The 19,978-nt window shown below is 62.0% G+C and carries 20 protein-coding genes; 13 read left to right on the top strand and 7 right to left on the bottom strand.

Annotation, left to right across the window (positions count from 1 at the left end):
* The first annotated feature begins 7 nt into the window (after positions 1 to 7).
* Complete coding sequence (gene efp / locus VGN12_24535; GenBank protein ID HEY4312640.1) at positions 8 to 577, top strand: elongation factor P; 570 nt, start codon at positions 8 to 10, stop codon at positions 575 to 577.
* Between the two features lie 33 nt (positions 578 to 610).
* On the opposite strand, the gene VGN12_24540 is transcribed toward efp, so the two are convergent.
* The gene (locus VGN12_24540) at positions 611 to 1,990 is read right to left on the bottom strand and encodes a neutral/alkaline non-lysosomal ceramidase N-terminal domain-containing protein (GenBank protein HEY4312641.1); all 1,380 of its coding nucleotides are present in this window, start codon (positions 1,988 to 1,990) and stop codon (positions 611 to 613) included.
* Positions 1,991 to 2,312: 322 nt separating this feature from the next.
* Between VGN12_24540 and VGN12_24545 the strand changes: the two genes are divergently transcribed.
* Together VGN12_24545 and VGN12_24550 are read left to right on the top strand one after the other, a co-directional pair.
* The gene (locus VGN12_24545) at positions 2,313 to 2,702 is read left to right on the top strand and encodes a response regulator (protein ID HEY4312642.1); all 390 of its coding nucleotides are present in this window, start codon (positions 2,313 to 2,315) and stop codon (positions 2,700 to 2,702) included.
* A gap of 155 nt (positions 2,703 to 2,857) precedes the next feature.
* Positions 2,858 to 3,619, top strand: a complete 762-nt coding sequence (locus VGN12_24550) for a sugar phosphate isomerase/epimerase family protein (GenBank protein ID HEY4312643.1) — start codon at positions 2,858 to 2,860, stop codon at positions 3,617 to 3,619.
* Between the two features lie 58 nt (positions 3,620 to 3,677).
* Here VGN12_24550 and VGN12_24555 read toward each other — a convergent pair whose 3' ends face one another.
* Complete coding sequence (locus VGN12_24555) at positions 3,678 to 4,532, bottom strand: formyltransferase family protein (GenBank protein ID HEY4312644.1); 855 nt, start codon at positions 4,530 to 4,532, stop codon at positions 3,678 to 3,680.
* 914 nt (positions 4,533 to 5,446) lie between these two features.
* Between VGN12_24555 and VGN12_24560 the strand changes: the two genes are divergently transcribed.
* The 5 genes from VGN12_24560 (at position 5,447) to VGN12_24580 (ending at position 9,593) form a co-directional block, all read left to right on the top strand.
* Positions 5,447 to 6,481: a fatty acid desaturase gene (locus tag VGN12_24560; GenBank protein ID HEY4312645.1), complete on the top strand. Its 1,035-nt coding sequence runs from the start codon at positions 5,447 to 5,449 to the stop codon at positions 6,479 to 6,481.
* A gap of 213 nt (positions 6,482 to 6,694) precedes the next feature.
* A complete protein-coding gene (locus tag VGN12_24565) occupies positions 6,695 to 7,138 on the top strand; it encodes a YkgJ family cysteine cluster protein (GenBank protein HEY4312646.1) in 444 nt (147 codons plus the stop codon).
* 110 nt (positions 7,139 to 7,248) lie between these two features.
* Positions 7,249 to 8,610 (top strand): histidine--tRNA ligase, encoded by a 1,362-nt coding sequence (gene hisS / locus VGN12_24570; GenBank protein ID HEY4312647.1) that lies wholly within the window; start codon positions 7,249 to 7,251, stop codon positions 8,608 to 8,610.
* A 205-nt stretch (positions 8,611 to 8,815) separates the two neighbouring features.
* The gene (locus VGN12_24575; protein ID HEY4312648.1) at positions 8,816 to 9,316 is read left to right on the top strand and encodes an HYExAFE family protein; all 501 of its coding nucleotides are present in this window, start codon (positions 8,816 to 8,818) and stop codon (positions 9,314 to 9,316) included.
* Positions 9,317 to 9,347: 31 nt separating this feature from the next.
* Positions 9,348 to 9,593 (top strand): hypothetical protein, encoded by a 246-nt coding sequence (locus tag VGN12_24580; protein HEY4312649.1) that lies wholly within the window; start codon positions 9,348 to 9,350, stop codon positions 9,591 to 9,593.
* 31 nt (positions 9,594 to 9,624) lie between these two features.
* Here the strand turns inward: VGN12_24580 and VGN12_24585 are convergent, their stop codons facing one another.
* Positions 9,625 to 10,371, bottom strand: a complete 747-nt coding sequence (locus tag VGN12_24585; GenBank protein HEY4312650.1) for an NRDE family protein — start codon at positions 10,369 to 10,371, stop codon at positions 9,625 to 9,627.
* 168 nt (positions 10,372 to 10,539) lie between these two features.
* Here VGN12_24585 and VGN12_24590 point away from each other — a divergent pair, with 168 nt between their 5' ends.
* Genes VGN12_24590 through VGN12_24600 form a run of 3 tightly spaced genes read left to right on the top strand, consistent with a single transcriptional unit; the run spans position 10,540 to position 12,716 of the window.
* The gene (locus VGN12_24590) at positions 10,540 to 11,607 is read left to right on the top strand and encodes a hypothetical protein (protein ID HEY4312651.1); all 1,068 of its coding nucleotides are present in this window, start codon (positions 10,540 to 10,542) and stop codon (positions 11,605 to 11,607) included.
* Positions 11,604 to 12,089: a thiamine pyrophosphate-binding protein gene (locus tag VGN12_24595; GenBank protein HEY4312652.1), complete on the top strand. Its 486-nt coding sequence runs from the start codon at positions 11,604 to 11,606 to the stop codon at positions 12,087 to 12,089. The genes VGN12_24590 and VGN12_24595 overlap by 4 nt, the downstream gene beginning before the upstream one ends.
* A gap of 33 nt (positions 12,090 to 12,122) precedes the next feature.
* Complete coding sequence (locus VGN12_24600; GenBank protein ID HEY4312653.1) at positions 12,123 to 12,716, top strand: thiamine pyrophosphate-dependent enzyme; 594 nt, start codon at positions 12,123 to 12,125, stop codon at positions 12,714 to 12,716.
* Between the two features lie 64 nt (positions 12,717 to 12,780).
* Here VGN12_24600 and VGN12_24605 read toward each other — a convergent pair whose 3' ends face one another.
* Both VGN12_24605 and VGN12_24610 read right to left on the bottom strand, forming a co-directional pair.
* Positions 12,781 to 14,352 (bottom strand): lipopolysaccharide biosynthesis protein, encoded by a 1,572-nt coding sequence (locus VGN12_24605; GenBank protein ID HEY4312654.1) that lies wholly within the window; start codon positions 14,350 to 14,352, stop codon positions 12,781 to 12,783.
* 148 nt (positions 14,353 to 14,500) lie between these two features.
* Entirely contained in the window at positions 14,501 to 15,658 is a 1,158-nt protein-coding gene (locus tag VGN12_24610) for a Re/Si-specific NAD(P)(+) transhydrogenase subunit alpha (protein HEY4312655.1), read from the bottom strand.
* Positions 15,659 to 15,951: 293 nt separating this feature from the next.
* Here VGN12_24610 and rplM point away from each other — a divergent pair, with 293 nt between their 5' ends.
* Together rplM and rpsI are read left to right on the top strand one after the other, a co-directional pair.
* Complete coding sequence (rplM, locus tag VGN12_24615) at positions 15,952 to 16,389, top strand: 50S ribosomal protein L13 (protein HEY4312656.1); 438 nt, start codon at positions 15,952 to 15,954, stop codon at positions 16,387 to 16,389.
* A 103-nt stretch (positions 16,390 to 16,492) separates the two neighbouring features.
* Positions 16,493 to 16,912: a 30S ribosomal protein S9 gene (rpsI, locus tag VGN12_24620; protein HEY4312657.1), complete on the top strand. Its 420-nt coding sequence runs from the start codon at positions 16,493 to 16,495 to the stop codon at positions 16,910 to 16,912.
* Between the two features lie 51 nt (positions 16,913 to 16,963).
* On the opposite strand, the gene VGN12_24625 is transcribed toward rpsI, so the two are convergent.
* Together VGN12_24625 and VGN12_24630 are read right to left on the bottom strand one after the other, a co-directional pair.
* The gene (locus tag VGN12_24625; GenBank protein ID HEY4312658.1) at positions 16,964 to 18,283 is read right to left on the bottom strand and encodes a DUF1501 domain-containing protein; all 1,320 of its coding nucleotides are present in this window, start codon (positions 18,281 to 18,283) and stop codon (positions 16,964 to 16,966) included.
* Entirely contained in the window at positions 18,271 to 19,890 is a 1,620-nt protein-coding gene (locus VGN12_24630; GenBank protein HEY4312659.1) for a DUF1549 domain-containing protein, read from the bottom strand. Before VGN12_24630 ends, VGN12_24625 begins: the two co-directional genes overlap by 13 nt.
* Between the last annotated feature and the right edge of the window lie 88 nt (positions 19,891 to 19,978).

Genomic DNA, 19,978 nt, shown 5'->3' on the forward strand with positions numbered 1-19,978 from the left:
ATTCACCGTGGCCAGCTATTCCACCAGCGACTTCAAGAAGGGCCTGAAGATCCAGATCGACGGCGATCCCTACATCATGGTCGAATGCAACTTCGTCAAGCCGGGCAAGGGAAACGCCCTGTACAAGTGCAAGATGAAGAACCTGGTCCGCAACTCGATGCTCGAGCGCACCTACAAGGGGGGCGATTCGCTCGAGGCGGCCGACGTCACCGAGATCGACGGTCAGTATCTTTACCGTCAGGGTGAGAATTTCGTCTTCATGGACAACACCACGTACGAGCAGTATGAGTTGACCGCCGCTCAGGTCGATGACACGTGGAAGTGGATCAAGGAAGGGATGATTTGCCGGATGGTGTTGTTCAACAATAATCCCATCACCGTCACGCCCCCGAACCACGTCGTGCTGAAAGTCGAATACGCCGAGCCGGCCGTCCGCGGTAACACGGCCACGAACTTGACGAAGCCGGTGAAGCTGGAAACCGGCGCCGAGATTCTGGTCCCCGCCTTCGTCGAGCAGGACTCGTTCATCAAGATCGACACCCGCACGGGCGAATACCTGGAGCGGGCCAAGGAGTAGCACGACGCGCGCGGTTTCCGCTGCGATCGATCCCTACGGCTTAGTCGCCACCTGCTTGCGCACTTCGCGGATAATGGACTCTTCGACCTCGGGGGCCCAGGAGGTCGGTAGGCCGTAGAAGATCATCGCGCTCGCGCCCTCGTAACCCCCTTCGGTGAGCACCCGGCGCGAAGGGATGTAGGCCATCACGTCATTCGTATAGCCAGCGACCCACACGCGCTCGTTGGGCAATTCTGCCTTGAGTCGCAGCGCATAGTCGACAACGACTTCGCCCCCTAACGTGATCATCACGGGACCGTCCCCCAGGCGCCAAACCTCGATCGGATAGGGATACGTCGGACTCAGCGGCTGACCGCCGTCGATCTGCGCCAGTAATAGCTTGGCACGCGCCGCCTGGTACTTGTCCGACGATGCCGCCTGCGTTTTCAACTCCTCGTTCGTAGGTAATGTCGCGAACGGCAGGTCGATCTCGTCATACGAGGTGTGCAACCGGCCAGCGACGGGAGTGAGTTCACCGGCCAGCACCTGATCGACCGCATCACTCATCTTCTGGCCATATTTTTCGGCCAGCTCCACGGTGCGGCGCGGCAGCGGGTTTTGATCCGCCCCACAGCCGGCCCAGAACATGGCGACCGTACCGGGGTGTTCGCGCTCAAGATCAATTTGCGCAAAGCCCGGCCAATCTCCGGTCCACTGATAGAACGACAGGGCCGTGGCGTGACAGGCGTAGCCAAAGACGACGGTCTTCAATTTTCCCGCCATGTCTTTCACAGCCAGCACCGGCACATCGTGATCCACCGGCCCTTTCAGTTTCCCTTCGGCTGCCAGTTTTGGCACCTCAGGCTCGAGATTCGTCCGCCGGTTGACGGCAAAGGTCGCGTTGCCATCCGCCCACGCGAGCGTTGCCGGGGCGAGATTCTTGATCGCCTCGCCGACCACCGCGATCACCTTGGCTTGCAGACCCGCGGTGTACTCGTCGATCAGCCGGGATTGTTGCTCGTCCAGGAAATACATGGCGCGCAGGTTGTGTCCTACCACCGGTCCGGTGTGGGTGTGCGAGCAATTGATCGCGACTTGCGATTTTTTTAATCCGTACTTCGTTTCCAATTCACCACGGATCGCCAGCGACAACACTCGATCGATGCCGACCAGGTCGAGCGTTACCAACACCGCGCGCCCTCCGGTCGCATCTTCCAGCACCAGTGCCTTGGCCCACAGGTCGTGCAGCTTCCCCTCGGCGGCGTGGTCACGGCTCGAATAGCCGCTCATCCACATGGGGCGCTCGGGCGTGATGACCGTTTTGGCCACGCCGGCTTTCCAGGCAACAGGATCAGTCGCCAAAACATCCGCGGACGGCGCCGCCAACGCGACGATGGCAGCCATGAACGAGAGGTGTGCGATCGAGAATCTCATGCGACAGCTCCGAGCAAAAAATGCGGGGCGCGGAATGCGAAGGACCGAGAGAGACGCGTGGCGTCGGTGGCAGGTTGCCCGATGTTAGACCCCGCGTTCCGCACCGGCAAGCTTCCGCACAGTGGACAGAAACGTTTACCTCCGTTCGCACAGTGAGTTTTCCACGGCGATTGTGCGGCGGAATTGCTAGCGCGCTAACTCGCTCGCTTGCAATGCGCCGGAATCTCGGCTACTTGTGGTGGTTCGCGATACGGAAATCAATGCATGCGCCGGCGGCCCTTTCTATGCGAGGCTCGCCGTCGGCTTACCAAGGCAAGAGCACATGGCAACAGAAGCAGCGGATAAAACAGCGGCGAAGCGGATCCTGATCGTCGACGACGATGCCGAAATCGTGGAATCGATCCGCCTGGCGCTCGAAGCCCGCGGCTATAAGATCTTGGTCGCGCGCGACGGCAACCAGGGGTTGGCGATGGCCGAGCGCGAGGATCCCGATCTGTTGATTCTGGACATGATGATGCCCAAGCGCAGCGGCTTTCTGGTGCTGGAGAAGCTGCGCCGCACGCGTCCCGTGCCGATGCGGGTCATCATGATCACGGCCAACGAAGGCAGCCGGCACAAGGCTTACGCCGAGATGTTGGGGGTCGACGACTATATCCGCAAGCCGTTCGCCATGGATCGGCTGATGGAAAGTGTCGCCAAGCTGCTGGCCTAAGCCCGGTCGTTGGATCGATTTCTCCCGCCTGTCTGTTCTGCGCGCGTTTTGGCTGCGACACTGTTCGCGCAGCGCGTGCTATCATAGACCCGCCGATGCGAGCGGCTTGTACCTCGCACTTCTCGGCAGCGCGCCCCCGATCAGGAGATTTCGCGATGCAACTGGGACTTGTCACTTACATGTGGGGCGCGGAATGGGACCTCCCCACGCTGATCAAGAATTGCCAGTTGACCGGTTTTCGCGGCGTCGAGCTGCGGACGACCCACAAGCATGGCGTCGAGCCGGCGCTCTCGGCTGACCAGCGGCGCGAAGTGAATAAGCAATTCACCGACAGCGGCGTCGAACTCGTCGGGCTCGGCACGACCTGCGATTTTCACTCACCCGACGCTGCCGAGCTGAAGAAGCAAATCGAAGAAGCGAAGTCGTTCATCAAGCTCAGTCACGATTGCGGTGGCACGGGCATCAAGGTCCGCCCGAACGGTCTTCCGAAAGAAGTCCCCGTCGCCCAGACGCTCGAACAGATCGGCCGCTCGCTGGCCGAACTGGCCGCCTTCGGCGAAGGATATGGGCAAGTCATCAGACTCGAAGTGCATGGCCGCGGCACGGACGAGCTGCCGCGCGTAAAAGCGATCATGGACGCCGCCACGCATCCCGGGGCGGTCGTCTGCTGGAATTGCAATCAAACCGATCTATCGGGCGCGGGGCTGGTCGATAACTTCAATCTCGTGAAGGATCGCCTCGGCACGATCCACATTCACGATCTCATCAGCACCTATCCCTGGCAGCAGCTGTTCGGCCTGCTGAACGGCGCCAACTTCACCGGCTGGACCTTGGTCGAAGAAGGGGACAAGACGGCCGACCCAGTGCGTGTGATGAAGTACTATCGGCTGCTCTGGGAACGAATGACCGCGAAGTAGGGCCCATCTCAATAGTGCCCATCGCGTGGCGAAGTAATACTGACCTGCCCAGCGCGTCTTACTTCGAGGCCACGACGCGATGAAAGTGCAACCGCACTTCGCGATCGACGACGCGGCGCACTCCTTCTACCAGGCAGTTCGGCTCGTTATCTTCCTGCCCGACGCGGATGATGTCGTCCAGCGGCATGCCCGGCGGCACCGTGAAGGTCGATTGATGGATGATCTGGTTGCCGGCGTCCAGGTCAGGCACGATGAAGTGGCACGTCGCTCCGTAGGTCAGCATGCGGCTGGCATACGCCTCGTGATACGGGCGGATGCCTGGAAAGCTCGGCAGCAGACCGTGGTGCAGGTTGATAATGCGGCCGCCGGCATACTTCCAACAGCTCGACGGCGGCAGCACTCGCATATAACGGGCCAGGACCAGGTAATCGATCCCGTATTCATCGCACAAGCCAACCATCCGCTCGTCGTCGGCGGCGCCCTTCTCGTCCCCGATCTGATGCCAGTCAATGCCGAACTGTTCCGCCAGCGAGCGGCAGTTCGGCCGGTTGCCCAGCATGAGCGCCGCGTCGGCCTTGATCCGGCCATCGCGCACCGCGCGCAGCAGGGCCAGGGCCGGCTCGTGCCGTAATGTCGTGCAGATTGCCAGCCGCGGCCGGCCGGCACGCTCCTCAGGGGACCAGACGCGAATCGAAAGCCCGGTGCGAGACCCGATTTCCTGCATCGCCTCGCGCAATGCTGACAGCCGGTCGGCGGCCAATTCCAAACGCAAGAGCATGGCGAAGACGCGTTCTTCGTCGTGATCGTACATCTGGATCTCGGCGATGTTTGCACCCTGACCGGTGACGTAATGCACGATGGGGTCGGCCAGGCCGCAATTGTCGGGACCGACGGCGGTGATATGTACCTGCATAAGCGGAAAGCGATCAAAGGCTGGAGGGATCCGTCCGAAGGGCGCGGGCAAGTGCGTTCTATGCCGCGCAAATTCAGGACCGGGGGCGTGGCCAAAGGGGCACGCAAGCTTAGCACCCGGTCCGGCCAGGGGCGACTGGTGGCAGGTGCCGGAAGAATCGGCCCGCCCGGGGGCGCTGACGGAATGATTGAACGCCGGACCGCTTGATGCTCATTCGCCCGGGCTCAATCCCTCGCGCGCTGGCGGTGGCAAGATGTAACGGTCCGCCAATCCCTAGGGGATCGCCAGCAGGCAATCTCTTCCGCGTGTAGCGATTAGTTGGAGCCGCGCGAGCCGGGCGTCGAGAATAGCCATATCGGCCGTGGCACGGGGGCATGTGCGCGATCGATCCGCAGGCGGCGGTTGACTACGGCTGGCTTGTCTTGAGGCTGGCGCGATGAAGCAGGCGCCGGCGACATGTCTCGGTCCATCCTTAGACCTCACGTTTCGTGGTTGCTCGCGCGAAGAATCGTCGCAACACGATAGTCGCCAGGCGACGTCCGCTGCAAGCGAAGTTTGACAATGGGCCGCGACGTCCATTTACGCAAGGCCATTGCTGGCAGCGAAGACCGACGGAGATCAACGCCATCGTTCGACGCGATGCCGGTCCGGCCGCTTATGTTCCCCGCCCAAAAACGATCCTGCCCGAAATCCCCGTAACAAACACGTCGATTCCACGCTAGCAAGAGAGCTGGACGAACGCGTGGCGATGAAATGCACGCCCGCGATGCGTTGTCGAGTCGCCCGCGCACGTTGGACTCTGGCATTTTGCTATTGCAAAGTTGACATGGCCCCCGTTTTGCCTAGGTGATACATTCATGCGGCCTCATTTTTCGTCTGGTGATTCCACACGCCCCTCCGCCCCGCAGAATTCTATGCCCAGTGTCGCTACGACCGTGGCCCGCCCACGCACGCTGCCACCCACGTCGACGGTGCCACCTGCGTCGACATTGCCAGCACCCCAGACCATCGCGCTCGCGCGTCCGACGACGGCGGCCGGAAATCATGTTGTGTGGACCTATGTCGTGGGGGTCGGCTCATATCACGCATTGGCCCTGCTGGCCCTTTCGCCCTGGTTTTTCAGTTGGACGGGCGTAGCACTGGCATTCGCCGGCTTGTATGTGTTTGGAACGTTGGGAATCAATCTCTGCTTTCACCGGTTGCTGACGCATCGCAGCTTCGAATGCCCCAAGTGGCTCGAGCATGCGTTCTCGGTACTCGGAGTCTGCTGCTTACAGGATTCGCCGACACGGTGGGTGATCGCGCATCGCATTCACCACCAGCACTCGGACGATCAGCCTGATCCGCATTCTCCGCTGGTGAATTTCCTGTGGGGGCACATGGGCTGGCTGTTTATCGAGAATCACGCGACGAAATCGGCGGGTGCCTGCGATCGCTATGCCCGCGACATATTGCGAGATCCGTTCTACATGCGGTTCGAGCGCAACTTTTTCTGGCTGTGGGTCAACCTGATACAGGCCGGACTGTTCTACCTGGCCGGTTGCACCATAGGATGGGCAACGACCGGTAGTCTCGCGGCGGCGACGCAATTTGGCGCGAGCGTGCTGGTGTGGGGCGTGTTCGTCCGCACCGTGGCCGTCTGGCACATCACCTGGAGCGTGAATTCGTTGACGCACCTTTGGGGTTACCGGACCTACGAGACGGGCGAAAACAGCCGCAACAACTGGCTCGTGGCACTGATCTCGAACGGCGAAGGATGGCATAACAACCATCACGCCGACCAACGCAGCGCCGCGCACGGCCATCGCTGGTGGGAAGTGGACGTCACGTACCTGACGATTTGCCTGCTCAAGGCAGTGGGCCTGGCGCACAATTGCATCGGGCCGAATCAGCGCCTGCTCGACGGCGCCTCGCTGGGTGACACGCCGGCCGATATCGCGGTCGACTAAAGCTCGGCCGGAAAAGCCTCGGGGACCAGCGCGGGCTGACTCGCCTGCCGCGCGTCGCGCTTTCGACCGCCAGGGGCCGCGCGGATCTCCTAGCCGGTTCGGACCGGTTTTGTTACTCTAAACGCGCTGGCCGGTGGCCCTGGCGCGTACTCGATTGGCGGGGTCTGAACCGGCGTTTTTTTCACCCGGTCGAGAACCCACCAAGGCCCGCGAATGGAAACGATCGCCAAGCGCAAGATTCGCCGCGAAGAACTGCCGGCAGGGGAATGCCTTTGTGACCATTGCCCGGCCAAGTGCTGCAAGTACCTGGCAGCGCCGATCGACGCCCCCGAGACGCAGCAAGATTTCGATTACATCCGTTGGTACCTGTTGCACAACGACGCGACGGTATTCGTCGAAGACGGCAGTTGGTACCTGTTGATTTACTCTCAGTGCCGGCACTTGCGCCCTGATAATCGTTGCGGCATTTACGAGACGCGGCCGCAGATCTGCCGCGATTACACGACCGACAATTGCGAATACGAAGACGACTGGGTGTACGAGAAGTACTTCGAAACGCCCGAACAGGTCGAAGAATACGTCGACGCCGTGCTGCCTCGCGAGAAGGGGCATAGCTTCCGTAGCCGCCGGCCGACGCTGTTGCCGATCATCGGCTGATCGAACCTGCCAGCGCTTGGTCGGTGCCGTTTATCAATGATTGTTTGTCGTGCCCGCGCCGGCTGATCGTAGACCGGCTTCGAGTTCGGCCCCGCCAGGATCAATCTGCTTTGAACCGTCCGACACGCATCGAACCGCGCACGCTGAAGGGGTTTCGCGACTACTTGCCCGCAACGATGATCCCGCGCGAGCGGATCATCGAGGTTGCACGACGCGTGTACCGGTCATACGGGTTCAGCCCGATCGATACGCCGGCGCTTGAGTACCTGGAAATCCTGACGGGCAAGGGGAGCGACGAAACCGACAAGCAGCTTTATCGCTTTCAGGATCCGGGCGAGCGGTGGGTCGGCATGCGCTTCGACCTGACGGTGCCTCTGGCCCGCTTCGTGGCGCAGCATGCCGGCGAGCTGGGCATGCCGTTTAAGCGCTATCATATCGCCACCGTATGGCGCGGCGAGAACACGCAGCATGGTCGCTACCGCGAGTTCATGCAGTGCGATTTCGATACTATCGGCACGCACAGCGTCGTCGCGGATATCGAAACCCTGCTCGTCATGCACGACCTGCTGCGGGAGATCGGCTTCGAAGATTTCAAGATTCACATCAACAACCGGCAGGTGCTGCGCGGCTTGCTCGAACGGGCTGGCCTGACTGAACAATCGGTCGCCGTGCTGCGCGCGATCGACAAGCTGGCGAAAATCGGTCCGCAAAAAGTAGTCGAAGAGATCACGGCCACGGCCGGTGCGACGGAAGCCCAAGCGCGACAAGTCGTGCAGATGGCCGAACTGCAAGGACCAAACGATCAAGTGCTGGCCGCTCTGGCCCCGCTAGTGGCGGGGAGTGAAATTGGCCAGGCCGGCGCCGATCGACTGGCGGAGCTTCTCGCCGCGGCCACGGCCGCTGGTGTGCCCGAGCATCGCCTGAAGTTCGACGTGTCGATTGCTCGTGGACTCGATTACTACACGGGCGTCGTCTTCGAGACGTTCCTCGACCGCTTGCCGAAACTTGGCAGCGTCTGCTCGGGCGGGCGGTACGACAACCTGGCCGAGCTATATACCAGCCAGGAATTGCCAGGCGTCGGCGCTAGTTTGGGCCTCGACCGCCTACTAGCAGGCATGGAAGAACTGGAGATGATTCCACGGGTTTCGACCCCGGCCGAAATCTTCATCCCACTCTTCGATGCCAAGCTGCTCGACAAGTATCTGGCGCTAGCCGCAAAATTGCGTCGCGCCGACTTCGGCGTCGAGCTCTATCCCGAGGCCAAGAAGCTGGGCCAGCAACTGAAATATGCTGACCGTCGCGGCTTTCGCGTGGCACTCGTACTGGGTGAGAATGAATTGGCCGAGAACGTTTGCCAGGTTAAGCTGCTCTCGACGGGCGGCATGACCACAGCCTCACTGGCTAACGACGCCGCCGAGCTGATCGCCGAACTACGGCGACTCTTGCTGGCGAATGAAACGTCGGGCAATTGATCGGTGAGCGTCGCTTGTAGAATGCGCGGGAACTCGTCCGCAGATTTCGCAGATAGACGCAGATTAAAGGAATGAAATCTCGAATCGAGATCGGTGGGTTCGTGTTCCGCTGCCGTCGTTTCGAAAAACCTGCGTGCATCTGCGGATAACCAGCTTTAACGAACTCCTCGCGGTTCGTGAACTGCTTCCCTAAAGTGTTAGCACGATGAATCGAGATAACCACTACGAAGCCGCCTTCGAAGAGTACTTGCGGGCCCGGCAGGTACCCTACGTCGCCGTCGACGAAGGGCGCCGCAGCTTGATGGCGGATACGTCGTTGAAGAGCCTCGATTTCATCGTCTCATCCTCCTCGGGCAACTCTTGGCTGGTCGACGTAAAAGGGCGCCGATTTCCCTCCGGCGAGCAAAAGCAGTACTGGAAAAACTGGTCGACGCGCGACGACCTGACCAGCCTGTCCCGCTGGGAAACTCTGTTCGGCGACCGGTTTGCGGCGCTATTTGTGTTTGCTTACAATATTCATGGTGACCGCTCGCCCTTGCCGCGCGAGAAGCTGTTCGAGCACCAGGGAGCCCTGTATGGCTTCCTGGCCATTCGGCTCGAGTATTACGCGGTCTACGCGCGGCAGATTTCTCCGCGCTGGGATACGGTCGCCATGTCGGTCGAGCAGTTTCGTCGCTTTGCCCAACCGATCGACGACTTGCTGTAGTTCGCAGCTTTGCCACGGAACCGAGATGCGCATGTCGTTCAAATTCTTGCCACGGACTCTCCTGATCTGTGCCTGCCTGATAGGCGCGATCGCTCCGCGGCCGGCGCTCGCCCAGAAAGAGGGCGGGGCCGGGATCATGGCCGCTCAGGACGCCACGGAACCGAATTACGTCTTTCCCTATTTCATCGTCGTGCTCAGCACCGGAATGGGGATCTGGCTTTTGGGCAAGCCCAGTCGGCGCAAGAATCTGGACGAGAAAGAAGGGGGACCCGCCTGAGCGATCGCGGCAGGTGGGTTTTGCCTTTTCGTTAATCGCCGCGACCGTTCAGCAAGCGGCGAAACGTTTCTGAATAATCCTCGTACGGTGTCACGTCTGGAACGCCCGGCGCGAATTGGTACACCGCATCGTCAGGCACAGCAGTCAGCGCTACGAGTGTCGACGAAACCGTTCCCCGTTCAGGCCGGCGTATCACCACCGCGCGTCCTTTGCCATCAGGCCCCTGCCGGCAGACACGCTCGGCCGTTATCAGAAACGACGCCACATCGTGGGGCGGGTCCACGGCGAACATCTCTCGAACCAGCGCTTGCCGAGGGTCAACGGGATCGTTGGCCGGCCCATTGGTGACCAGGTGCAGGCCTGGCACGAGAGGCGTTTCGCAAAGCGTGTCGCCGGCTTCGAAGATCGCTCCGCGCTCGCCGGAAGCCACGACGAAATTCGCGCCCGCGTAATGACCGGACGTCAATTCGCGCCGCAGATGCGCGGCCGCCTCGGCGAACGATTCTCGTTCCAAAAGATCATTGCAGAGCAGTCCGCGCGATCGAGGGTTTATAGGCAGTACCGCCTTCGGACGGTTCGTCACCGCGACCAGCAGCCCACGGTCGTTGACCCCCAACCAGGTTCCACCAGCGCGCTGGTCGATACCGGCCAGGTAACGGCAGTGCGTCCCCATCACGCGTGGCGCCAAAAACGGACGATCGAAGAATTCCTCGCGATTCGCAGCCACCAGTAACGGGGCGCGAGGAACCTGCTGATAATAAAGGGCGAGCAAGCACATGACGGACTATTGTATCCCAGCACCGTACAGATTTCCCTCCGCCGGATTCACGTCGCGTACAGCAACTGTGATTCAAGCGGCCGTGATTCAACCGACTGTGTTTCAACCGACTGTGGCGAACAAGGTATACTCCCGGTTGTGGCCGATTGTTGGGCTTGGAATTCTTCGATGCGTCCCCTGTCATACATGCTGATCGTGCTGGTAGCGGCCACCGCTCAAGGGGCCGAGCCACCGCGTCGCGCAACGATCGAAGTCGACCTGGCCACGGAATCCGATGCGTCCCCCACCGCGATGCAGCAGTGGTTCGAAATCTTGCGCGATATGAAGGTCGACAACCTGCGGGCCCGCACCGCCGGCGCCACCGATGGTCCGTCGGTCACGCCGACCAATAACGCGACCGGTCCTGTTTACAAAGTCTTGGGCATCGTCAGCCGCAATGGCGACCTGATCTTGCCCAGTGGCCGTTACCGCACCTCCGAGCGAGGACGACTGGGGGATTGGTTCACCAGGCTGCGGCAATACGGCCCCGAGGGAGCGGCCAGTGGTGGGCGAGGCCAATTCGGATTGCCGAAGGAGCAATTCGACGCCGTGCGCGCCGACTTGGCACGTCCGGTGACTTTCTCGACCAAGGGAATGAAGCCTGCGGATTTCGTAGACCGGATCGCAGACGTCGTGCAACATCCGCTGACCGGCGACACCGCTTCTGCGAAACTCGTGGATCAGGGAAACGCGATCGATGCAGAATTACGCGGCGTCTCGATCGGCACGGCACTGGCGTTTGTGTTGGATAACGAGGGGCTGGCTCTGATCCCACGGCTCAACGCGCGCGGTCAGCCGGGGCTAGCCCTCACCACGCAACACGCAGCGCAGCCGCGCTGGCCGGTGGGCTGGCCGACAACCGTACCGCGGCGCGATCTGGTTCCCGCGCTCTTCGATACCGTGGACGTCGAGCTCGACCGTGTCGAGCTGCCGCGCGTGCTGGCGGCCGTCGGCGAGCACGTGTCCGTCCCGATCCTGGTCGACGTCGCGGCGCTCGAGCAGGAGAAGATCGATCCGGCGACCGTCAAAATCTCGCTGCCGGCCAAACGCACGATGTACGAAATCGTACTGCGCAAGGTGCTGGTGCCGCATCGCATCGCTCACGAGGTCCGCGTCGATGAGGCCAAGAAGCCGTTTCTGTGGGTTTCGACGGCGCGGAAGATCTCGATGATCAAGACGCAGGAGGCTGCCAAATGATTTTGCCGGCCGACCAGGTCGTGGCCACGCTCGAAGGGCTCGGACTGACACACGTCGTATGGCTGCCCGATTCGGCCATCGGCCCCTGGGAATCAGCGCTCGCCGCATCGCGACAGTTGTCGTTGGTGCGTGTGTGCCGCGAAGGCGAGGCCTGGGGCATCGCGGCCGGCCTGCACCTGGGCGGGCAGCGGCCTTTGGTCGTAATTCAGAATACTGGCTTCTTCGAATCGGGAGACGCCCTGCGCAACGTGCTTTTCGATCTGGGATTGCCGTTGTATGCCTTGATTGGCTATCGCAATTATCTGGTCCCAGACTCGCCCGACACCGCCCGCAAGTTCACCGAGCCCGTGTTGCGCGCCTGGGGTTTGGACTACGTACTTGTCGATTCGGCGGCCGCGCTCGCGAAGCTCGCCGATCATTACCGCGCCTGCCAGGCGGCAGGACGACCAGGCGTGGCGCTAGTGGCCGAAGGCAAGGGCTAACTAATTCGGCAGCGAACGGCAGGAGAGAGTTCCATGGCTCGAAATTCAAAACCTGATCGTATGCCGTTGGTGCCGGCGCTCGAAGTACTGCGAGATCTCAGGCGCGACCAGATCGTGGTCACGACGATGGGCTCAGCCCGCGAGTGGCCTCGCCTGTCGCAGCATCCGCTCGATTTCCATTACATTCCGTCAGCAATGGGGCACGCCCCCATACTCGGCCTGGGGTTGGCACTTGCGCAATCAAGCCGTGAAGTGATTGCCTTCAATGGCGACGGATGCATGTTGATGAGCCTGGGCTGCCTGGTGACGATCGCAGCCAGCGGGGCCAAGAACCTGACCGTCGTCCTGCTGCAAAACGGCGTCTATGAAGTTACCGGTGGTCAGTCCACCGCCGGAGACAAGGCGTGCGTCGATTTTGTCAGCACGGCTCAAGCTGCTGGCTTTTCCAGCGTGCGGCGCTTCGCGGATTTGGACGCTTGGCGCTCGGGCGCTGCCGAGGCACTGGTGCTACCTGGTCCGCGCTTTCTCGTGCTCGAAGTGGCGCGCGTTACAGATTACGAACTGACTTCGCCCGGGCCCATGGCGGCCAGAATCGACGCGTTTCGCCAGGCCCTTGGCGTAGCTTGAGCGCCGCTGGATTCTCTAAGCGCGCGGGCTGCGGTCGAAATCATCGTCAGCGCGGACGATGCTCTTAGAACCGTCGCAATTGCTCGAGGCACCAGCGGATCTCGCGCCGCGCGAAGAGCGTATAAGCCGCGACACCTGCGCCGACCTCGATCAACAGCAAGAGCGCCGGCGGTAGCGCCGTGTAGGAGGTCAGTATCTCGCGCACGACGAATACGATGATTCCCATCGCCAGCGCGGCCAGGGCGGGCCGTACCAATTGTCGAGCCCAGGCCAGCGGCGAAACGCCGGCCAGCCGCAGGCAAAACAACATGTACGGCAAAAACAGCAGCAGGCAGGTCGTCAGTGAAAAACCCCAAGCCGCGCCCAACGCAGCCGGCAGCCATTCGGTCGACGTCGCCGGCGCGACAGAGAGGGTCCAACCCGCACCGGGCAGCGAGCTTCCCAGCGCGCGACCTGTGAAATAGCCCATTAATACACCGGGCACCAAGACTGCCAGCATTCCCACCGACCCCGCGAGCATCGCTCGCCACCGGCCGGCCGAAATGAAAATTGTGCCGGCCATGGTAATAAACCCCTGCACCAGAATCGACGCGGCCAGGATCATCAGCAGCGGCCCGGCGTCGTCCCAGGTCTCGCCCCCCAAGACGAGCATCGTCTCGCGCCCCACGATCATCAGTCCAACGCCGGCTGGAAAGCTCGCGACGGCCAACAATCGCTGAAAACCGAGCACGATCTGGCTGTAGTTCTTGGCATCATGAGCCGCCCGCGACAAAGCCGGCAGCATGATGCTGGTCAGCGGCGTCGTGAGCACGACCACCGGTTTCATCATCACGTTGTAAGCCTGACTGTAGAAGCCGAGCGCTTCGCGTCCCAGCAGGAAGCCCACCAGAATCTTGTCAGCGTTGGCCAGCAAGTTGTGCATGATTTGCGTCATGGTGAAGTAACCGCCGAAGCGCAGCGTTGCTCCGACGCGCTCGCCCGATCGCGGCGACGAAGGACGCCAGGGCTCGAAATACCACGCCGTGGCCGCGAGCGCTAGTAGCTCGACGTATTGCTGCGCGACAAGCGCCCACACACCCCAACCAGAAATGGCCAGGGCAATCGCCAATACGCCCCCCACGCCCTGACCCACCAATCGGCAGGTTGCCGCACTGCCAAGGCGCAAGTTCCGTTCCAGCAGGGCAATGTGCTGCAGCCCAATGGCACTGGCCAAGCTGGTGGCCGAGAGTGCCCCCAGCACCCAGGTCACGTCCGGTTCGCGATAGAACCAGGCCACGAGCGGCGCAACGCCCGCGGTCACTAGAGCCATTAGGACTCCCAGCGCCACGTGCAGCCAGAACAAGTGAGAAATCAACGCGGAGGTCAGGTCGCGTGATTGCACCGTGGCGATATTCATTCCTAGCGACGTGAAGATGCGCAGGAACATGATCACCGGCAGTGCCATACCGATCAGCCCGAAGTCGCCTGGTGTTACCAGGTGATAAAGGCTGGCCAGCATCACCAGCGAGACGACGTGCGAAGCCAACTGCGCGAACAGGGTGCGCCGGCTGCCATGGCGCACGGCCTGGCGAAGCCCTTCAGCGGAAAAGGCCGGATTCAGCGCGTCGGTAGTCGCGGCGGGCGGCTCGCTGGGCATCAACGTTTCGCGTCAGGGATCGAAGAAATGAGGCATCGAGCGAACGGCTCGTGCGTGTCGCTCTGCTCGGCCAAATATAGCTTGCCGCGCCCTTTCGTGAGCGCTCGACGCGATACGCGTTCTGAATTCCGCAGCACGCGCGTCGTGTTCAGCGTCCCGCGGCCGCGCCTCGCTCAAGCGCTTCGCGCACCCTCGGGTGGACGATTTCTCCGTCGCGCACGACCAACGTCTCGCGCGTGATCTCGTCTTCCATGTCGAGTTGCAGCTTCCCTTCCTTGACCAGGTGCGTGAGCAGGCTGGCGACGTTCTTGGCGTACATCTGGCTGGCATGAAATGGCACGGTCGACGGCAGATTGTCGGGCCCCAGGATCGTCACACCGTGATGAACCACGGTTTCGCCCAATCGCGTTAACTCGCAGTTGCCCCCGCGCTCAGCGGCCAGGTCGACGATGACCGATCCCGGTTGCATTCCCTCGACCATTTCCTTGGTGACTAGTATCGGCGCCTTCCTGCCCGGCACGGCCGCGGTCGAGATCACGACATCTTGCCGCGCGAGCGCCGCCGTGAGCAACTCGCGCTGGCGGCGATAAAACGATTCGTCGAATGCCTTGGCGTAGCCGCCGGCGTCTTGCGCGCCCGAGGTCTCAAGCGGCAAGTCGAGAAACTTGGCCCCCAGGCTTTGCACCTGGTCCTTCACATCGGGGCGGACGTCGTACGCTTCGACCACGGCCCCCATCCGTCGCGAGGCGGCGATCGCCTGCAACCCGGCCACGCCGACCCCCAAGATCAAAGCCCTGGCCGGCAACAGCGTTCCGGCGGCGGTCGTCATCATCGGGAACATTTTCGGCAGTGCGGCCGCAGCCAATAGCGCCGCTTTGTAGCCGGCCAGCGTCGCCATGCTCGACAAGGCATCCATCGATTGCGCGCGAGTGATGCGCGGAATCATCTCCATCGAGAAGACGCTCACGCCCCGGGCCGAGAACTGCTGCAAGGCTTCGGGCGACCCCAGCGGCTCGCAAAAAGCGACGATCGACTGCCCCGCGCGGACCAGCCCCAGGTCCGTGATGCCAGCCTCGGGATTGGCCCCCACGGCGCGCACCTGCACCAACAGATCGGCGGCAGCGAAAACCTCCTCACGCCGGGCGAGGATTGTCGCTCCTTGGTCTCGGTAGGCGGCGTCCGAAAAACCGGCGGCTAGCCCGGCCCCCGTTTCGACGAGCGTCGTGATCCCGGCTTTTGCCAGCGGACCGAGCACCGCGGGCACGAGCGCCACGCGGCGCTCGGCAGGGTAAGTCTCTTTAACCACGCCACATTTCATGTTATTTGGCCCGAATCGTGGTGAACCCGAAGCCCCGCGCGACTGCTGGCACGCCCCGCCCCCCGGCTTTGTGCCGCGGGCGAAAACGTCGCTAACTACTACCGCCAGACGACTTGCCCCGATCTCGGCCGGTCGAAACGCGCTTGCCAGAAAGCTCCCAAGCTCAAGTTAGGTTGCCAGCCTTGATCGAACAAGTAAGAGGAGGTAAATTGTCAGTTTCTCATATTGCCAATAAGCCCCGCCGGGGGCCTTCCGAATCACGTTTCCGATCGCTGAGTGCAATGATGACTACGTACATGGCCAAGCAGGGTGAGGTCGAGCAGAAGTGGTGGCTCGTAGACGGAACCGACCAGGTGGTCGGCCGGCTCGCCGCCGAAATTGCCGTCGTTTTGATGGGCAAGCACCGCCCGACCTACACGCCGCACGTTGATACGGGCGACTTCGTGATCGTCGTCAATGCCGACAAGGTCACGTTCACCGGCAGGAAGTGGGAAAACAAGGTGTACACGCACTACACCGGCTACACCGGCCTGCGCACCGAGACGGCCGGCCACCGCCGCGATCGTCGTCCGGAATTGATCTTGAGCGAAGCCGTCCGTCGCATGCTTCCCAAGAACAAGCTGGCCTCGAAGATGCTCAGCAAGTTGAAGATTTACGCCGGTGCCGAACATCCGCACCAGGCCCAATTGCCCGAGCCCAAAGACTTTCAGTTGAAGTAAACGCGTCCGAGAAACACCGGCCGTACAGAACAAATCCATCCGTCCACCCGCGCAGGGGACCAAATCGGTCAACTCGCGAATTCGCATTATCTCGAGGTAGTCGATGTCCACTGTCGAAACGCCGTCGGTCAAGCACAATGGTGACGCCCTGGGCACGGGGCGCCGTAAGACTTCCGTGGCACGCGTCCGCGTGCGGGCCGGCAATGGCACCATCGTAGTAAATGGCCGGGCGTTCGAGCACTTCTTCGTCCGCGAGCAGGATCGCAACGCCGTCCTGGCCCCGCTGAACCAGACCGATCGTGTCGGCAGCGTCAACGTGTCGATCAACGTTCACGGTGGCGGCGTGACCGGTCAGGCCGGCGCTTGCAAGCTCGGCTTGGCACGTGCCCTGAAGACGTACGACAGTGGGCTCGAGGACGCGCTGCGTCAGGCTCACCTGTTGACGCGCGACAGCCGCATGAAGGAACGCAAGCACTACGGTCTACGTGGTGCCCGCCGCGGTACGCAGTTCTCGAAACGTTAGTTTTCGAGCGCGGCCGGTTCCTCGAGTGCTGCAGTGTTGCCGTCGCGACAGTCAAATACTCATGTCGAGTAGCTCGGCTATTGCCGCGCCTTCGCTGAACTTCATCGGTCGCCCTACGGGCGTCATCTCTTCGTGCGCAGGATCGATGCCCAGTGCCGTTAGCACCGTGGCATGAACGTCCGCCACGCTGCGCGGATCGGCGACTTTCTTTCCTCCCTCGGGATCGGTTTCGCCAATCACCTGTCCACCGCGGACTCCGCCGCCGGCCATCGCCATGCTGAATCCGTGCGGCCAGTGGTCGCGGCCCTCCAGGGGATTCACTCGCGGCGTGCGGCCGAATTCGCCACCACAAAGAACGACCGTATGTCGCAGCAAATCGCGCTCGCGCAGGTCGGCTATCAAGGCGGCAAAAGCAGGATCGAGAATTTTGATCAACCGCTCGTGCGTTTCATGATTTTTCGTGTGACTGTCCCAGCCAGCAAGCGTCACTTCGACGCAGCGAACGCCTTGCTCGATCAGACGCCGCGCGGCAAGGCAGCCCCGTCCGAACGGCGTGTCACCATACGCGGCGCACACCGCGGCTGGTTCATCGCTTGTCTCGAATGCCCGTAATTGCGCTGATCCCATCATGGCGAGCGCCTGTTCGATCATCGCACCATGCATCGTCGCTTCGACCGCGCGGCGGCGCCCCGGCAGGAATGCCGCATCGACCACCGCGCGATCGCTCAGCCGAACGGTCTGTCTTTCGGCCGGCACCTGGCTAGCTACATCTGGCACGCGCTTAGCCGGATCCAATGTCTTAAAAGCGTCGAATTGATTTCCCAGGTAGCCACCGCGGGCCGGCCACTGGCCAGGCAAGATCGACACATGGCGCGGTATCTCGACTGGGCCGACGGGCAACTGGTGGCAGCAAATCGCGCCAATCGATGGATGCACAAGCGTGGGATCGGGCCGATAGCCGGTCTTCACCAGGTACGTTCCGCGCTCGTGATCCCCTTCCTTGCTGACCAGCGAACGCACGAGCGAGACGTCGGCCATCTCTTCGGCCAGGCGGTCGAAACCGGTCGCCAGTTGCACGCCCGATAAACACGTGTCGATCGCCGTCGTGCCGGCCGAAATCGCTGCGCCGGGATGCGGGTCGAACGTTTCGAGCTGGCTCGGCCCTCCGGCCAGCCACAGCAGGATCACGGATTGGGCATGCTCGCGTCTGACGCGCTCGGCGCGCCGCGCAAGAACTTCGGCCACCGGAGTCAACCAACCGACGCCTGTAAGAGCCGAAGCGCCCAGCAACCGCCGACGACTGAGGCTCTGCTGCACGAGAGGCTGATTCAGTTCTGCGTGCGCCTGCACGAGTTCCGCTAATGGTTCCATGAGAACTCCGTGCTGTTCACCAGGGCCCAATAGAGATCTTCCATTTGCTGTCGGCGGTCGTCGCCGCGCGTGCCAGCCAGCTTTGCAACGAAGTGCTGCATTTCGGCGGACGTCGGCCGGCGCGTCAGGCAAGCCAGGTAGGCGATCTCGACCGCCTTTTCATCGGTCGATGCCAAGGCCCCGATCTGCGTGGCGGCGTTGGCAACCAGGTTCTCCTTGGTTCGATCTTTCACCAGCTCGCCATTCATCAATAGCAAGCGTTGCGGAATGGTTCCTCCCTGCGGCGAGAATTCTTCTTCACCGCTATCGCCATAACGTTTCACGAACTCGGCCTGACCGACGGCCCTGAAGAAACGCACGACGATATGCGACTGGTAATCCAACGTCGCCAGTGAACAGGCCTGCAACAAGCTTCCCACGACCTGCTCGGGGCGTAGCCGCGTGAGTGGGAACACGTTCCACGTCGTGGCGAGAGTATCCGCCGCTGCCGCATCATCGCCCGCGACCCGGCTTTCGGCGGCAAAGGGCTCGGAAAGAGCAATGATCGAAATCAGTCGCCGCAGATCGTAGCAATGCGTGGCAAAATCGTCCGCCAGAATCGCGAGCGCCTCGGGCGTACCATCCGTGCCTGATTCATCAGCCAAGGGTATATCATCGATCGGCTCGATCAGTGGTCGACCAAACAGTTGAGCCCACACACGATTGACCGCCGCACGAGCGAAGGCCTTATTTCGTGCGTCCGTGACCCACTGGGCCAGCCGGACTCGTGGCGTGCCATCGATCGGCAAAGCGTCAGCTGCGAAAGGAACGTCGGCCGTGATCCTTTTCGGCTCGCCCGACAAAGGATCGTCGATCTCGGCCGGACGGTCAGCATCGCGAATGCCACGCAAGGAATTCGCGGCCTGCCCGAAGAACCCTGCTAAGGATTGAAAGTCCGATTGCTTCCATTTGCTGAACGGATGGTCGTGGCATTCGGCACAATCGAGCCGCACGCCCAAGAACGCCCGTGACGTGCGGGCGGCCAGTTGATTCGCATCCGGGCCCTTGCCGGCGTCGGGTTGGATGGTAACCGTGATGAAATTCGTGGCGGGCTTGCTCGTCCACAGTCCGTCGGACGCGATTAGTTCTGCGACGATCTCGTCGTACGGACGATTCGTGTGCAACTGGTCCGCCAGCCAGCTCACAAAGCGCCGACGTCTGTAAACGATGAAGGGGCCATCCTGCGTGCCGACGAACGCGCGAGCCAAACGCTCGGCCAGGTAGTCGCTCGAGCGCCGATCCGCGAGCAACTCGGCCAACCACCAGTCGATGGCCGCATCCGGGGGCTGCGCTTCGAATTCGCGAATTTCGGCCAGCGACGGGATCGTGCCCGTCAGCGCCAGTGAAAGCCGCCGAGCGATCGTCAGGTTTGCGGCGCGACTTGTTGGCCCGGCATGTGGTGCAAAACTGGCATTCAACCGCGACACGGCCGCTTGCAGATCAGCCGCGGTCGGCGCCTCGGCCACGCGACGAGCAGCGGGCGGTTTATGCACCGGCGACAACAGGCCACCAAGCGCGGCCAGGCCCGCCAGGCAAACCGTCACGAAAAGCAGGTTGCGTGCCCACACTTGTTGTGTCTCCGGGCCGGGCGATGCCGCAGCGTCGCTGCCCACTTATCCTAACGCCGACCGGGCAAGAGTTCTTCGTCACCATTCG

It is taken from the genome of Pirellulales bacterium (assembly GCA_036499395.1).
Taxonomy (GTDB): Bacteria; Planctomycetota; Planctomycetia; order Pirellulales; family JACPPG01; genus JACPPG01.